The sequence below is a fragment of the Sinorhizobium sp. B11 genome (assembly GCA_039725955.1).
In the GTDB taxonomy this organism is placed as follows: Bacteria; Pseudomonadota; Alphaproteobacteria; order Rhizobiales; family Rhizobiaceae; genus Rhizobium.
In genome coordinates this window covers 2385668-2400284 of the sequence record CP091034.1, presented here as the reverse complement: position 1 = coordinate 2400284, position 14617 = coordinate 2385668, and the positions used below count along the sequence as shown (strand labels likewise).

Sequence of the window (14617 nt, the reverse complement as noted above, 5' to 3'; positions counted from 1 at the left end):
TTGCAGCAGGTCAGTTTTCAGGGCATCTCATCCAATAACGTTTGAAGGCCGCGGGCCCAGTGCCGTAGCTGGAAGCCTGGCTCCATGGGTTCTTCGGGGTTTCAATAAACGTGTCGTCGTCGATCGAAACAAGCGTCACCGGCGATACGAAGGACAATGTCGCCTGACGGTAGCGCTCAATGGCTGCCTGCTGGAGGCGTTTGGCCACCAGGTCGTTTTTCGCAGCGGGTGGAGCGCGAAAACGTTCGGGATCCTGCTTCACCTCGGCAAGCGGATCATGCAGGGCCACCCGCAACAATTCACCGTCACCGGCGAGCCGCAATTCGAATTCATCCTGCAATGCCGGCACCGGGCGATCCTGCTCGGAAGAGGTGTCGGCGACATGCGCGGTCAGGATCGGCAGAGGCTGATGGTCCGGCCGCATCTCGATGCGGCGGATATGACATAGGTCAGCGAGTGTTTTGTTTTGCACCTCGGGGCGGGCGGCTTCATCGACCAATGTCCAGCTGCCCTGCATCTTGCTGACAAAGGGGACCGACCCATCCGGGCCATATGAGAAAAACGCGGCACGTTGCGCTAGCGTTTCCGCGATCGTGCTCACGGTCTGGATATTTCGTTCGGTCCTTGCCGTATCCTCGGGCTCACCCGGGCATCGAACGAGAAAAGTCGGCGTGGTGGAGGCGGCTGGATTGATAAAGCCGACCACATCATCGTTTACCGGAAAGACCTCGCCTTGCTGAACGCTGTTCTTTATGACCAGGTTGCGCCGCATGCCGGCCATTTCAGTGGCTTCGGGCTTGTCATAACCCAGCACATGCATCTCATCCTGAACATTGGAGATCCAGTAGATGGCTGCACCGACAGACAGGCGCAATTCAAATCGCCTGGCGATGCCCTCCGGGCCCCTCTGACCGTCAAAGATCGGATAGCGTGGATCGGTTTGCTTGAGATTGATGCTGTTGAACTTGCACCACGTCTTCAGTTTGTTTGCCGGCAGGCCGTGATCCGGCGGCAATATCGCCCAGTCGCCAGGCAAGGTATCGATGAGCGTTTTCGGGCTCAGATCCGCACCGAAATCGAACATCTGCACCAGCGCCTCGGTGGCGGCCTGCACGCGTTCGCCGACGGTTCCGGCGTTATCAGTGACTGGGGCAGGAGCTGTGCCCTGCGCCCCAAGCGGCGATGATCCGACCGCGAAGAAGGCCAGTCCCGCCAATATGCCAAGCGTCCTGTAGGCCAGCTTTGAGCCCGGAGATTTGCAATCAGTATTTGGCTGCATGCTCTAATCCATCATTGCGATGGTGGCGGGTGTTAACAGCCTGGCATTAAGAATTCACCAGTCGGCTCGTTAAAGTTGCCAATTGTCGCAAAAACACATCCATCGGTCACGGGTTGAGGAAGGGTCTTTCGAGGCGGCGGCATTGCTGGCGTTCAATCCACCGGCTGCGGAGCCGGGAATTTCCAGCTTCCGTCCAGTATGGTCTGATGTGGCCGGTAAAGGCGGACCGTGTAGTTCCAGCCGGCCTCGATCGGCAGGCAGTTCGCAAGCTTGCCGTCGCAGCCCCCGAACTGGATGTCGACGGAGCCGTCCGCGCCCTTGGCGGCGGTGATATTGTTGACCGAATAGGCGTTGAACGGGTTCTCGACGAAATAGCCTGCCGCGTCGTAGCGGCTGATCGACCAGAAACCGTCCACCGGCACGTCACCGGGAACATGCAGCCTGTAGAGGGTCTTGCCATCGTTCCTCTCGGGCGTGACGCTCAGATAGGTCGCTTCGCTGTCGGGATTGCCGCCCCAGGCGGCGGCCGTTGCGATCAGGTGATGAACCGGATCGACCTCGCTCTTCCTGCCGAAGGCCTTGTTGAAACTTTCCATTGTCGTATTGAGCGCCAGCAGCGCATTGCGCACCGTATCCTGGCTCGTCTTGTCCCATGCGGGCATGTCCAGCGTACCAGGCCCGCCTGGTTGATCGAGCTTGATGGCATCCTGCAGCCTGTGCACCTCGTCGGCGTCGCCTGATTTGGTCGGGTCGATCAGGGTGCGTACGGCAATCAGGACGTAACGCGTGCCCACGCCATCCCTTGTGAATGTGTGGCTGCCGGCCCCGTGAAAGACATCGGTGACATAGTGGTCTTCATTGACAACCATCAGCGACATGAAGCGCTTTCCCGCATCCGGCATTGATATCGTCACTGGTCCGGCATCGAGATCGAAGACACCGCTGGAATAGAGCGTGTCGCGATTGCCGCGAACGACCGTCTGGTGTTTCACATCGAAGGGTTCGCGGCGGTGGAAGAGCTTTCCGAGACCGGCTTCCCCTGACGATGCCGCCATGTACATGTCGCTCTCGGCGCGCACGAAATTATCCGGCGTGACCTTGATGGGATCGGCGCCGGATGCTGCGCCCGACATGAGGAGCAGAGCCACCGACGCGGCAGTGAGAGTTGTCTTCTTCGCGGCCATAACCTTGCTCTCCTCACATCGGTTCGACATCCGCCAGCGTCCAGGCCTTGTCGAACAGGCGCTGCGTTGGCCCGTAGAGGCGGAACATCAGCTCGAACTGGCGGCCGGGAATGGTCGGCACCCAGTTCGTTTCCATGCCTTCGGGCGCATTCGGCCCGAAATAGATGTCCACCGATCCGTCGGCATTCTTCTTGATCTCGGCGGCATTGGAGGCGCGGCTGGCGCGATCGGCACCCTTCAGAAGCGCGTGCGTCTCACGGTCGTAGACGGTGACGGACCAATATTGCTTTACCGGTACATCGGCCGGCACATGCAGCTTGTAGGCGCGGGCGCCGTCATAGCTCTTGCCGGTCTTGTCCTTGATGTTGATCAGGTAGAACTGGCCGACGCCAAGCCGCTTGATCGCGATATAGGCGTAGCTATAGCCGATGCCGCGTGCATCCACGGCATATTTGTCCGGTTCGGCATAAGTGGTGGACTGGCCTTGAACAGCATCCGGCAGGGCCGGTATGGTCCAGTGCGTGCCTTCGAAAAAGGCCGGAAAGCCCGCATCATAACGCGCCTCGAGCCAGGCCCTGGCATCGGCGATGCCTTCCTCCTGGGCTTTCCTTGCTGCGGCATCGGGCGCGTAAGGCTTGCCCCTTTCGATGCCGATCGAGCGCAGCTGGTCGATCATCGCCCGGTCGCGCGGCAGCCAGGGCTCGCTCTGGACGACACGGTCAAGCAGCGTGAAGAAGCTCGGGTCGTATTTGATGGTGGAATCGAAGTCGGCGTCCTTGATGTCGCGGTAGACCGTCTGCGGCGGCGCCTTTGCCTCGGACAGGGGGTAGAACCTGACGCGCTTGCCATAGGCGATCGATTTCTCGACATCTGCCTCGCCATGGCTCCTGAGGTTGGAGCGCATCAGGAAATAGCCGGTATTGGTGTCGGCGGCGAGCCGCTGGAGGCCCCTGGGCAGCTTGCCTTCGAAGCCTGGCGGCGTAATCACGAACTTGACGCCGACGCCCTTGTCGATGCCGAGCAGGCCAGCATCTTCGAGCGAGGTCTGCCACAGGGTCACGAAATTGGCGTTGAGCGAGCCGTCGTCGCCGGCCGGCGGAATCTCCACCACAACAGGGCCGCTCTTGCCGAGATCGTAGAAGCCCATGAAATAGAGCGTATCGGGATTGGGCGTCAGCGTCTGATTGTGCCAGTCGAGCGGCCGGCCCCAGTAGATGATCTCGCCGGCCTTGCCGCCGGCCGCGATCATCTGGTCGTACATGAGCAGGGTATTGACCGCCGGCATGCCCCAGATCACCGCTTCCGTCGCCCGGCTGCGCGCCAGGCGCTCTTCCACTTCCTGCGCCGCGGAATGGTCCTGCGCGGCAGCCGCACCCGCCGACAGCAGGCCGATCGTCAATGCAAACACCAGGCGCAACATGCGTCACCTCCAGCCCAGAGCTCCGGGGCCGAAGGGTGCCACGGCTGAAACTGCCGGCGGAAGTACGCAACCGTAAATGCCGGTGTAAATCGGGGCGTAAGCGTGCGGACCACCCATGCTCGACAAGTGGACGGGCAGGGCCGGCCGCAACAGCTCGCCATTGCAGCCACGGGCGGCAAATGCGATGATCGTCCAGGCAATCGCATGCATCATTTCGGGGGGAGTGGCATGGCTGATTTCAACATTGGTTTCGTGATCTTTCCCGGCATCACCCAGCTCGATTTCACCGGGCCGTTCGAGGTGCTCAGCCGGCTTTCAACACCGCCGTCGCTGACGGCTCCATCACGCTTTCCCAACGTCAAGACGCATGTCATCGCCAAGAACCTGGAGCCGGTGGCGAGCGATCGGGGTTTGAGCTTCCTTCCGGGGCAGAGTTTCGAGACCTGCCCGGCGCTCGACCTGATCTGCATTCCGGGCGGCGCCGGTGTCGTCGATGCACTCGACGATGCCGAGACGGTGGATTTCATCGGCCATCAGGGACGGCAGGCGCAATATGCGACATCCGTGTGCGTCGGGGCCTTCCTGCTTGGCGCCGCCGGCCTGCTCCGGGGACGGCGGGCGACGACGCATTGGGCCTATACGGATCTGCTGCCGCTCGTCGGTGCGACACATGAGAAGGCGCGCACCGTGCGCGATGGCAATATCATCACCTCGGGCGGGGTCACGGCCGGCATCGATTTCGCCTTCACGATCATCGCCGAACTTGCCGGCGGCGATGTCGCCCGGGCAATCCAGCTCGGTATCGAATATGATCCCGCACCACCCTTCGATGGCGGCCATCCCGACAAGGCGAGCGAGGCAGCGAAGGCGCTGATGCTGCAGCGCAATGGTGCCGCGCATGGCGAGATGCGGGCGGCGCTGGAGGCGCTGGCTTTGCGGTGAGTGGGGGCTACCGCCCCTTCTTCCCGGCGAGAGAAGGGGCACGCAGTCTTTTATGCCCCTCTGGCCAGCCCATGCTCCACCAGCTTGTCGATGACCTCGGCATAGGCCACGCCGCTTGCGGCCATCGCCTTGGAATACATGCTGATATCGGTGAAGCCCGGAATGGTATTCACCTCGTTGACGACGAAGCGCATGTCTTCCATCAGGAAGAAATCGACGCGGGCCATGCCGTCGCAGCCGAGCGCGCGGAAGGCGCGGGCGGCCATGTCGCGGATCTTCGCTTCGACATCGGCGGGAAGCTCGGCCGGCACTTTCAGGGCAGCGCCATTCTCGTCGAGATATTTGGCGGTGTAGCTGTAGAAGCCGTGGCTTTCGGCGGGCGCGATCTCGCCGGGGCGTGAGACGAAGAGGCCGCCTTTCGTATCCTCCAGCACGCTGCATTCGATCTCGCGGCCGGCGATGAATTCCTCGGCGATCAGCTTGCGGTCATGGCTGAAGGCATCAGCAAGGGCAGGGGCGAATTCCTGGCTGCCGGAGACTTTTCGCACGCCGACCGAGGAGCCCTGGCGGGCCGGCTTGATGAAGACCGGCAGGCCGAGCGCGGCTTCGAGGGTTTCGAGCGAAGGCGGGCTGTCCTGATCGAGCGTCACGGAGCGGGCCACCGGCAGGCCGGCCGCCTTCAGGAGCTGCTTGGCGATATCCTTGTCGAGTGCTGTTGCCGAGCCGAGGATGCCGCAGCCGGCGAGCGGCACGCGCGCCACCTGGCAGAGGCCCTGAACCGCGCCATCCTCTCCATGCAGGCCGTGCAGCACCGGGAAGACGATGTCGATCTTGCCGGTTTCGGTCGCCTTTCCGTCGGGACCGATCGCCAGCAGGCGGCCGTGGCCGCCCGGCAGGAGGCAGAGTTCGGTGCCGGAAGAGGGCTTGGCGAGTTCGCCATCGGCAAAGCGGCTTTGCAGCCAGCGTCCATCCCTGGTGACGAAGACGGGCAGGGCATCGTATCTCTCCGGGTCGAGCGCACGCATGACATTGGTGGCCGACATGACGGAGACGTCGTGTTCGCTGGAACGGCCGCCGAAGAGCACGGCGATGCGCAGCCTGGATGGGGAAGGGCTCATTGGAATTCTCCTGAAAAGTAAGCAATTCCGGCAAGAGTGTGCAGCGGTTCTGCGTCCGGAATTGCGCGAAAACAAAACCTCTAGAAGCTGACCGCGATGCCTCGGTTGGCGAAGAAGCGGTCGAAGGTTGCGAGCGGCAGGGTGACATCGGCCTGCGTGGCGCGCTCATGGCCGGAAGGGTTGTGGAAGCGCACGCTGTCTTCATTGGCGGCCGTTACCAGCACCAGGTGGCCGCCCTTGCCTGGCGGCTCGCGCTCCGGCCAGCGGATGGAGCTGCTGACCGAGGCGATGAAGAAGCGATGGGTCGCGAGGATTTCGGGGATGGTTTGCGTCGGGAGCTCGGTGCGCACCTCGGCGACAAGCCCGAAGCGCTCGCGCACGAAGGTGACGAATGGCGCATAGATCAGCCCCTTGATCGAGGCATCGGCCTCGTTGACGACATAGCCGCCATAGCGGGTGCAGGCCCTCGCCAGCGAGAGGATCGGATGCGCCTCGCCGCGGGCAGCCAGGATCATCTTCAGGCAGGCCATGCCGCAGACGTTGACCGCCCAGCGCGCATATTCCTCGATCGTTTCTGCGCCCGAGTTTTTCCAGTTGGCATCGCGGTGCAGCGCAACGGCACCTTCGGCCAGCACCGGCAGTGTCATGTCGGGCGTTTCCCACTGGCTGAAATAGGGCACGTCGAGTTCTCGATGATCCATGTCGTCTCCGTCAGGCACTGCAATGCGAATCCCGTTAGAAAGTGGCTCATACTAGATGCAATTCCGATGTATTTGACAGGGCCACTTTGTCGTGTTCCTGTGGACCACTTGGATCGCGTCAGGCGAGATGAACCACGGGAATAAGTGCATGGCTGCAGGAGAGCCGATGACTGCTGTGAGAAGACGTGAGGGGCCATCGGCAGCATTCCGGCCTGACATCGATCCCTCGTCATCGGCGCCCTTGCCGCGCCAGCTCTACCTTGCGTTACGGAATGCCGTTGCGGAAGGGCGGCTTTCGGGCGGGCAGCGGCTGCCATCGACGCGGCTTGCCGCTACGGAATGGGCGGTCTCGCGCGGCGTGATCGCGGAAGCCTACGAGATCCTGATTGCCGAGGGTTTTGCGGTCGCCCGCCACGGCTCCGGCACCTATATCGCCTCGTCCATTCCCGAGGGGGCGGCGCGCATCGATCCGCCGGGCGCAGGCAGCAGCCAGCCGATCCGCCGCGGCGTGTCGGCCGCCGCCACGGCAATCCTCACGCGCGGGCCGAGCCTGGAGCCGCAGAAGGCGCTGCCCTTCGTCACCGGCCGCATCGCCCATGACGAGCGCACGGCGCGGCTTTTGAACCGCATCGCGACACGGCATATGAACTATGCCTTCGAAGGCTATGGCGATATCCAGGGCGAATATTCGCTGCGGGCGGCGATCAGCGCCCATCTCGCCGTCTCGCGCGGGGTGCGCTGCAGCCCGGAGCAGATCTTCATCACGGCGGGTACGCAGCAGGCGCTCGACCTTGCCTTTCGCGTGCTGATGACGCCGGGTGACCGGGCCGTCGTCGAAGATCCCTGTTATCCGCCGGCCCGGCAATGCCTGGCTCTGAACGGAATCGAAGTCACCGGTCTGCCGGTCGACGGTGACGGGATCGATATTGCCCGGCTGCTCGACGGCACGATCGCGCCTCCCGCCGCCTTCTACGTCACGCCTTCCAACCAGTATCCGGTCGGTTCGGTGCTGTCGCTCTCGCGCCGGCTCGGGCTGCTTTCCTATGCCGAGGAGAACGACTGCTGGATCATCGAGGACGATTACGACAGCGAATTCCGCTATCAGGGCCACCCGATCGCCTCGCTGCACGGGCTCGATAAGGCGAGCCGCGTTCTCTATACCGGCACTTTCAGCAAGGCGCTGCTGCCGAGCCTGCGCATCGGCTATCTCGTCGTCCCCGCCGACCTCGTGCCCGCCTTCCGCGCCGTGCGCCCCGCCGTCGACCGCTGCCCGCCAAGCTTCCAGCAGCGGGTGATCGCCGATTTCCTGGAGGAGGGCTATTTCCCGGCGCATCTGCGGCGGCTCAGGGAGCGGCTGCGGGCCTCGCGCGACATGCTGGCCGGGTTTCTGAGGGAGCGGTTGGCGGACCATGCGACGGTGCTGCTGCCGGATCAGGGGATCAATCTGACGGTGCGGAGCACGGGCAGTTGGGATGATGACACCGCCGTCTCTGCTGCAGTGCTGAAGAAGGGCGTGGTGGTGATGCCGCTGTCGCGCATGAATGTGGTTTCGAAGGATCGGTCGCGGCTGCTGCTCGGATTCTCCGGGCTTTCGGAGGCGGAGGCGGATATGGGGACGCGGGTGCTTGCCGAGGTTTTCGAGGATGGGACGTTTTTGGCGGGAGGGTGAGGGGCCGCAGAACCGGCCGTCTATTAGGGTTGTGGCCCCATCACCTTGCCAGGTCTGAAAATGGGCAAGGGAGTGCGTCCGCGGCCCCCTCATCCGCCCTTCGGGCACCTTCTCCCCGATGGGTAGAAGGGGGAGCACGCGGCACGGCTTGCAACGAGAGACGCTTTGAGACGAGCGAGAGGCTTTGCAACGACACCCCTTCGCCCCATCGGGGAGAAGGTGCCCGAAGGGCGGATGAGGGGGCCGCGTGCTCACCGCCTTGTTCGTTTTCTGACTTGACGGAGGAGCGGTGCGGGCAGCCACCTATATCCCGTCCGGGGAGGCGGCGCGTTCTTCGCCTGCAGCACTGCGACAAACGCTATCGGCTCTTTCCGCGTGGGGTCGTTCACATCAGAATTGCAACTGCCCATTGCGGCCATCGGCCTGCTCTTCTAGATTGCGCGCAATGTTCCTCTTGCGTGCAAGAATCCCATGAGTTCCCCCCGTACGAAAATCAATGTGAAAGCTCTTGGTCTCCATTGGCGCAACGGCTGTCTTCTGGCGGCCGAGGTCTATGACAATAAGGGGCGGGTAGCCGGCGTGCGTCCGCTCGGCGGCAGTGTTGAATTCGGCGAGGACTCGGAAGCGGCCTTGAGGCGCGAATTCAGGGAAGAGCTCGGTATCGAGGTCGAGGTTTTCTCAGGGCCGCTTGTCATGGAAAACATATATGTCTTCGAAGGCGAGAGCGGCCACGAGATCATGTTCATCTTCAAGATCGGCTTTGTCTCCGATGACTATCAGGGTCAGGATGTGATCAACTTCCAGGAAAGCGATGGAACGTTCGGGGTCGCTCGATGGTATGACCCGAAAACGCTCGATCTCGACGGCTCGCCAGGCCTCTATCCAAAAGGCCTGAAAGCGCTACTGGCGTCCGATATGCTGGCCGAATGAGCAAGGGTCATCGGCCAGCACGACATGCGTTCCCGTCTGCACGGGCTGGCCGGCCTTGATGGCTGCCAATGCCTCACTGCTCGTCAGCATCTGCTCGCGGGAACGCCGCGGCGGACGGTCGTGTCTTGAACCAGCTGGTCGAGAGGCGGAAAGGTCACCGCATTTGCGTCGGCGAGGGCAGGCGATGGAGGGGATGCGAGCGGGCCGGCACCAAGCACGAGGAGGCCTGTAATCGCAGCAATCGCCAATTCGGGAGAGGATCTTCATAGCTGCGAATCCTCTTGAAGCCGGGTTTCTCGGCGGCCTGACGGAGAATGGCCATCGTCGAAACGATGGCCGGTGACCGCGCCGATCAGCGAGAGTGCGAACCAGTCGACGACGGCTTCTACGTGCCCCGAACAGGCCTGGAACCACGCATGCCACGGTGTCGACGCCTGTCGTTGGTGCTTCATTGACGATCCCTCGTTGCGTAACGGTCGGGCATGCGGGAACTGAAGAGCCCCTGATGGAAGGGCTCTCCGTGCGTTCAAAACCACGACTGGCGGAGGGATCAGGCGAGGTGCAAGTCGAAGAAGCCGGCCAGCTTGTCGAACGGGATCAGGTCCACGCGGTCATAGAGGTCGACATGGCCGGCACCCTTGACCCAAACGAGCTCCTTCGGCTCGGAGGCGCGCCTGTAGGCGTCTTCACTGAATTCCCTCGAATGCGCCTGGTCGCCGGAGATGAAGAGCATCGGGCGCGGGGAGATCGTCTCGATATCGTTGAACGGGTAGAAGTTCGCGAATTTGACGACGCTGGTCAGCGTCGGCTTGGTGGTCGTTTCCCTTGTCGCGCCGGCGGGGGTGAATTCGCCGCGCGGGGTGCGGTAGAAATCATAGAATTCGCGCTGCACCGGGTCGGTCTCAGCCGTCAATTCCAGGGTCGTGCCGCCGACATACCGGATTGCGCCGCCATCGAATTCCGACCAGCGCTGTTCGGCCGCCGTGGCGATCAGCTGCTTGCGCTGCTCCACACTCTGCGACTTGTTCAAGGCGTCGCGGAAGGCCGCGCCCATATCGTACATGCTGACGGTTGCGACCGCCCGGATGCGCGGGTCGATCTTGGCGGCGCTGATGATGAAGCTGCCGCTGCCGCAGATACCGATGCCGCCGATGCGCTGACGATCGACATAGGCCTGGCTGCCGAGGAAATCGACGCCGGCGCTGAAGGCTTCGGCATAGATATCGGGAGAAACGAGGTTTCGCGACTGGCCCTCGCTTTCACCCCAGAAGGGCAGGTCGATGGACATGGCGACGAAACCTTGTTCCGCCATCCTGGTGGCATAGAGATTGGCGCTCTGCTCCTTCACCGCGCCCATTGGATGGCCGACAATGATTGCCGGGTGCTTCGCGGCGCGGTCGAGGTCGCTGGGCAGGAACAGATTGCCCGCGACATTCATCTGGTAGAGCGATTTATAGGTCACCTTCTGAAGCGTGACCTTGTCGCTGGTATAGAAATTGGCTGCGCCGTTGGACATGTCCTGAGCCCTTGCATTGGTGATGTCGAAGATGGAAGCTGCCCCGAGCGCGACGACGCCGGCTCCGGTCATTTTCAGCAGCTGGCGCCGGTCAACGGCGGCGGTGGCGGAAGAGGGGTCTTTGGTTTCGGTCATCTGCGGTCTCCTTGTGGGGATTTGCATATCGCCGCGCGCGGCGGGTGGACGCATCGTTCAGGCGGGATCGATGCGGAGCGGGTAATCGCCGCGTGTGAGGAGCGGCTTGATATCGTCATCGAAGCGGCCGAGGCGGATCAGGCCTTTCGAAAAGCGATAGCTGGCATAGTAGAAGACGAGGTTGCCCCAGGGCGCGTAGTAGGCGATGTCACCGGGGCGTTCGTTGCCGAAGGGTTCGTCACGCAGTTGCGTCAGCTTGCGCGGCAGGTAGGCGATTTTCTCGTTGGTCGAATAGTCGCCGATCGTGAGGTCGAGAGGCAGCATTCCGGCGAGTTCCCGCGCCGGGGGAATGTCGTCGAGCGTTGCCGTCATGGCGTGCCCGTCGAAGGTAATCCTGAACTTCATCGCGGATGGCTCCTGTCTTGGTGATTGCGCCGAGGACAATGACGGCAGGCAGGCGGTGGCCAGCGCCGCGCCGATGAAATGGCGGCGACCGATCATCGAGCGGCCCTCAGCGTCGAATGCCATGCAGCCAGGGCGAGCAAGGACGAGCCCGCCAGCAGGATGGCGGCGAACAGGAACGTCGTCCACCAGCCGGTATTGTCGAAAAGCAGGCCTCCCAGCGATGCCCCGGCAGTGATTGCGAGCTGGATGACCGCAACCTGCAGACCGCCACCCGCCTCGGCATCGTCGGCCATCGTCCGGGATAGCCAGGTGCCCCATCCGACGGGTGCTGCTGTCCCGAACAGGCCCCAGCCGACGAGAAGGAGGGCGGTGGCTGTCGGCGAGGAGCCGAAGAGGATCAAGCCTACCGCAATCCCGGCCATGATCAGCGGGATGGCGCCGAGGATGCTGAACAGCCGGGTCTGGAGAAGACGGCTGATCCAATAGGTTCCCGCGACCCCGGCAAGCCCCATCAGCAGAAGCAGAAGGGACAATGTGGAAATCGAGACTGATGTCACCGTTTCCAGGAAAGGACGAAGGTAGGTGAACAGCGCGAACTGCCCCGCAAACAGGAACAGAATGGACGTCATGCCGATCGCGACCTGCGGACGGAGCAGGAGCCGAAATGCGTTCGTCGATCCCTTTGCGCGCATGCCTGGCGGCAGCGAAGGAAGGCTGACCCACTGCCACACCAGGGAAATCAGCGCCAAGGGGACGACCGCGAAAAAGGCCCCGCGCCAGCCGATGTAGCTTCCCAGCATGCTTCCGAGCGGAGCGGCGACGGTCGCGGCAATGGCGTTCCCGGCGTTCAGCATCGCCAGGCCCCTGGGGACCGAATTCGTCGGGACGAGGCGCATGACAATGGCTGTAGACATCGACCAGAAACCGCCGATGGCGACACCCAGCATGGCGCGCCCAGCCATGAGCACGAGGTAATCGGGCGCGAAGGTGACGATGGTGCCGGAGATGACGAGCATCAGCGAGAAGGATGTCAGGACGAGACGGCGGTCGATGTTGCGGGTCACGTTCGAGACGAAAAGGCTGGTCAGGACCGCAAAGATGCCGGAGATCGAGATCGCCTGGCCCGTACGCCCTTCCGAGACGCCGAGATCGCTTGCGATTGGCGACAGAAGGCTGACCGGCATGAACTCCGATGCGATGAGCACGGCCACGCAGAGAGCCATCGCCAGCACCGCGCCCCACGCGGCGGGAGCCGGGAGAGGGTAGGTGCGGGCATCGGGTTGAGTGAGAGGTTTCTGATCCATGACAGAAACATAATCCCGGCCGACTACGAAGATTAGCTATTGCAATCCGCTTGGACTTATCGATTTCTGACATGAATGGATGAGCGTATGAGGCGTTGCGAATGAAACGGGAAGACCTGAACGACATGCTGTGGTTTCTGGCTGTCGCCGAAGAGCGGAGCTTCACGAAGGCGGCGGCGAAGCTCGGGACGTCACAATCGACGATCAGCCACACGATCAAGAAGCTCGAGGCGCGAATGGGGCTGCGGCTTCTGACGCGCACCACACGGAGCGTCTCGCCGACGGAGGCGGGCGAAAGGCTCATCCGTTCGCTGGCGCCCCGCATCGAGGAACTGGAGTCCGAGATCGACGAGCTGATGGAGATCAGGGACAAGCCGTCCGGTACGGTCCGGATCACCCTGTCGGATCACGCATTGGAGAGCGTGGTCTGGCCGAAACTGCGTCCCCTGCTGAGCGAGTATCCTGATATCACGGTGGAGCTGAACAGCGACAACGGCTTCCGCAATATCGTGGAAGAGAAGTTCGATGCGGGCGTCCGTCTCGGCGAGAGCCTAGACAAGGACATGATCGCCGTCCGGATCGGACCCGACTGGCGCCTCGTCGCCGTGGCGTCCCCCGAATATCTGGCGATGCACCCTGCGCCGGAGACGCCCCCGGACCTCGTCGGGCATGACTGCATCAACCACCGGCAGGCGCGATCGGGAGGGTTATATGCATGGGAATTCGAGAAGGACGGCCGCGAACTCCGCGTCCGCGTGGAAGGACAACTGATCTTCAATACGTCCTACGCGATGATCGACGCTGCGGTCGGCGGATACGGGATCGCCTATGTTCCGGAAAATCTGGTCGCGGAGGATATCGCGGCAGGACGTCTCGTCCGGCTTCTCGACGATTGGTCGCCATTCTTCCCGGGCTACTACATCTATTACCCCAGCCGACGGCAGAATTCGCCCGCCTTCAGGATCATCATCGAGGCCCTGCGGCAATCGTAGGCGCGCTGCCAATCTCCCATCCGGATGGTGCTTTCCGGTTCCGTCATCGCGCTCTCTTCCATCGCGCTGTTGTGGTGACCCCGATCCGGCGATCTGCGGCAGCAGTGTATGCGGTCAGGACACTGCCGGTCCTCGAGGGCGACCTTGGCCGGCAAGGTCATTTCCGCTCATGACGTCCGGATAGACGCTTTCGGTCTGGTCATCGGCCGGAAACATCGTTTCGATGCGTATTTCCTCGGCGGTTACCGTCTGCGGGGTTCCGACCGTTGATATCATCGAGAAGAGGTTGAGCGTATGGCGTCCGGCCCGGAACCTGAGCGGGATCATCGGCAGGGCATCCGGGGCGGGTCCGGAATGCGGGTCCTGCGGGACATCGGGATAGGCGATCAGTTCGGCGATAAGCGTCTGTGTGCGTTCGTCGGGGACATGGCCGATCGCTTCCCTTCTGACCCGCCCCAGAAGACTGCGGGCTGTTTCCTCCCAGTGCAACAGGAAGGGCCGCATGCCCTTGGGATCGAACATCAGGTGCAGGAGATTGCGCGGCCGGGGGTGCCGCGAAAGATCGATGAACCGGTTGAAGAAGGCAGGGGCCGATACGTTCGTCTCGATCACGTTCCAATAGCGATCCATGGCGATTGCCGGAAATGGCTCGTGCTGCTGCAACATTCGCCTGACCGCGCGATGGATGCCCTGCATCGAGGCGGCGTCGAGCGGATCGTCGCGGTAAACCGGCGCGTATCCCGCGGCAAGGAAGATGGCATTGCGCTCGCGTAAGGGTATCTGCAAAGCGTCGGCAAGATCGATGATCATCTGCCGGCTCGGCGTCGATCGTCCGGTTTCGACGAAGCTCACATGCTTTTGCGAGATGCCGGTATCGAGAGCGAGTTCCAGCTGTGGTTTGCCGCGGATTTCCCGCCACTGGCGCAGCAGCATGCCTGCTGACGTGGGATGGAAAGGCCGTGAGGCGTTGGAAGCTGTGGTCATGGCGTGCGATCGATCCTGACGGAAGGCCGGCCGCCGGG

Annotated in this window: 14 protein-coding genes; 4 read left to right on the top strand and 10 right to left on the bottom strand. The window is 62.6% G+C overall.

Features of this window, described 5'->3' with window-relative positions; translation table 11 throughout:
* Positions 1–10: 10 nt before the first annotated feature.
* The 3 genes from LVY75_21745 to LVY75_21735 form a co-directional block, all read right to left on the bottom strand.
* The gene (locus tag LVY75_21745) at positions 11–1279 is read right to left on the bottom strand and encodes a hypothetical protein (GenBank protein XAZ21453.1); all 1269 of its coding nucleotides are present in this window, start codon (positions 1277–1279) and stop codon (positions 11–13) included.
* A 152-nt stretch (positions 1280–1431) separates the two neighbouring features.
* Positions 1432–2463 carry a DUF1214 domain-containing protein gene (locus LVY75_21740; GenBank protein XAZ21452.1) on the bottom strand — a complete coding sequence of 344 codons (1032 nt, stop codon included), beginning with the start codon at positions 2461–2463 and terminating at the stop codon, positions 1432–1434.
* A gap of 13 nt (positions 2464–2476) precedes the next feature.
* Positions 2477–3883: a DUF1254 domain-containing protein gene (locus LVY75_21735; GenBank protein ID XAZ21451.1), complete on the bottom strand. Its 1407-nt coding sequence runs from the start codon at positions 3881–3883 to the stop codon at positions 2477–2479.
* A 228-nt stretch (positions 3884–4111) separates the two neighbouring features.
* On the opposite strand from LVY75_21735, the gene LVY75_21730 reads away from it, so the two are divergent.
* Positions 4112–4825 (top strand): DJ-1/PfpI family protein, encoded by a 714-nt coding sequence (locus LVY75_21730; protein ID XAZ21450.1) that lies wholly within the window; start codon positions 4112–4114, stop codon positions 4823–4825.
* A 50-nt stretch (positions 4826–4875) separates the two neighbouring features.
* Here LVY75_21730 and LVY75_21725 read toward each other — a convergent pair whose 3' ends face one another.
* Both LVY75_21725 and LVY75_21720 read right to left on the bottom strand, forming a co-directional pair.
* Positions 4876–5943, bottom strand: coding sequence for a D-alanine--D-alanine ligase (locus LVY75_21725; protein XAZ21449.1), 1068 nt, complete (start codon positions 5941–5943; stop codon positions 4876–4878).
* Between the two features lie 80 nt (positions 5944–6023).
* A complete protein-coding gene (locus LVY75_21720; GenBank protein ID XAZ21448.1) occupies positions 6024–6644 on the bottom strand; it encodes a C39 family peptidase in 621 nt (206 codons plus the stop codon).
* 166 nt (positions 6645–6810) lie between these two features.
* Between LVY75_21720 and LVY75_21715 the strand changes: the two genes are divergently transcribed.
* Positions 6811–8313, top strand: a complete 1503-nt coding sequence (locus tag LVY75_21715; GenBank protein ID XAZ21447.1) for a PLP-dependent aminotransferase family protein — start codon at positions 6811–6813, stop codon at positions 8311–8313.
* Positions 8314–8784: 471 nt separating this feature from the next.
* A complete protein-coding gene (locus LVY75_21710) occupies positions 8785–9243 on the top strand; it encodes an NUDIX domain-containing protein (protein XAZ21446.1) in 459 nt (152 codons plus the stop codon).
* Positions 9244–9506: 263 nt separating this feature from the next.
* Here LVY75_21710 and LVY75_21705 read toward each other — a convergent pair whose 3' ends face one another.
* The 4 genes from LVY75_21705 to LVY75_21690 all read right to left on the bottom strand — a co-directional run bounded on the left by LVY75_21705 (position 9507) and on the right by LVY75_21690 (position 12603).
* Positions 9507–9695: a hypothetical protein gene (locus tag LVY75_21705; GenBank protein XAZ21445.1), complete on the bottom strand. Its 189-nt coding sequence runs from the start codon at positions 9693–9695 to the stop codon at positions 9507–9509.
* A 98-nt stretch (positions 9696–9793) separates the two neighbouring features.
* Positions 9794–10894, bottom strand: a complete 1101-nt coding sequence (locus LVY75_21700) for an alpha/beta hydrolase (protein XAZ21444.1) — start codon at positions 10892–10894, stop codon at positions 9794–9796.
* Positions 10895–10951: 57 nt separating this feature from the next.
* Positions 10952–11395, bottom strand: coding sequence for an MFS transporter (locus LVY75_21695; GenBank protein XAZ21443.1), 444 nt, complete (start codon positions 11393–11395; stop codon positions 10952–10954).
* Positions 11392–12603 (bottom strand): MFS transporter, encoded by a 1212-nt coding sequence (locus LVY75_21690; GenBank protein ID XAZ21442.1) that lies wholly within the window; start codon positions 12601–12603, stop codon positions 11392–11394. The genes LVY75_21695 and LVY75_21690 overlap by 4 nt, the downstream gene beginning before the upstream one ends.
* A 101-nt stretch (positions 12604–12704) precedes the next feature.
* Here LVY75_21690 and LVY75_21685 point away from each other — a divergent pair, with 101 nt between their 5' ends.
* Positions 12705–13595, top strand: a complete 891-nt coding sequence (locus LVY75_21685; GenBank protein ID XAZ21441.1) for a LysR family transcriptional regulator — start codon at positions 12705–12707, stop codon at positions 13593–13595.
* 114 nt (positions 13596–13709) lie between these two features.
* On the opposite strand, the gene LVY75_21680 is transcribed toward LVY75_21685, so the two are convergent.
* Complete coding sequence (locus LVY75_21680) at positions 13710–14579, bottom strand: helix-turn-helix domain-containing protein (protein XAZ21440.1); 870 nt, start codon at positions 14577–14579, stop codon at positions 13710–13712.
* Positions 14580–14617: the final 38 nt, after the last annotated feature.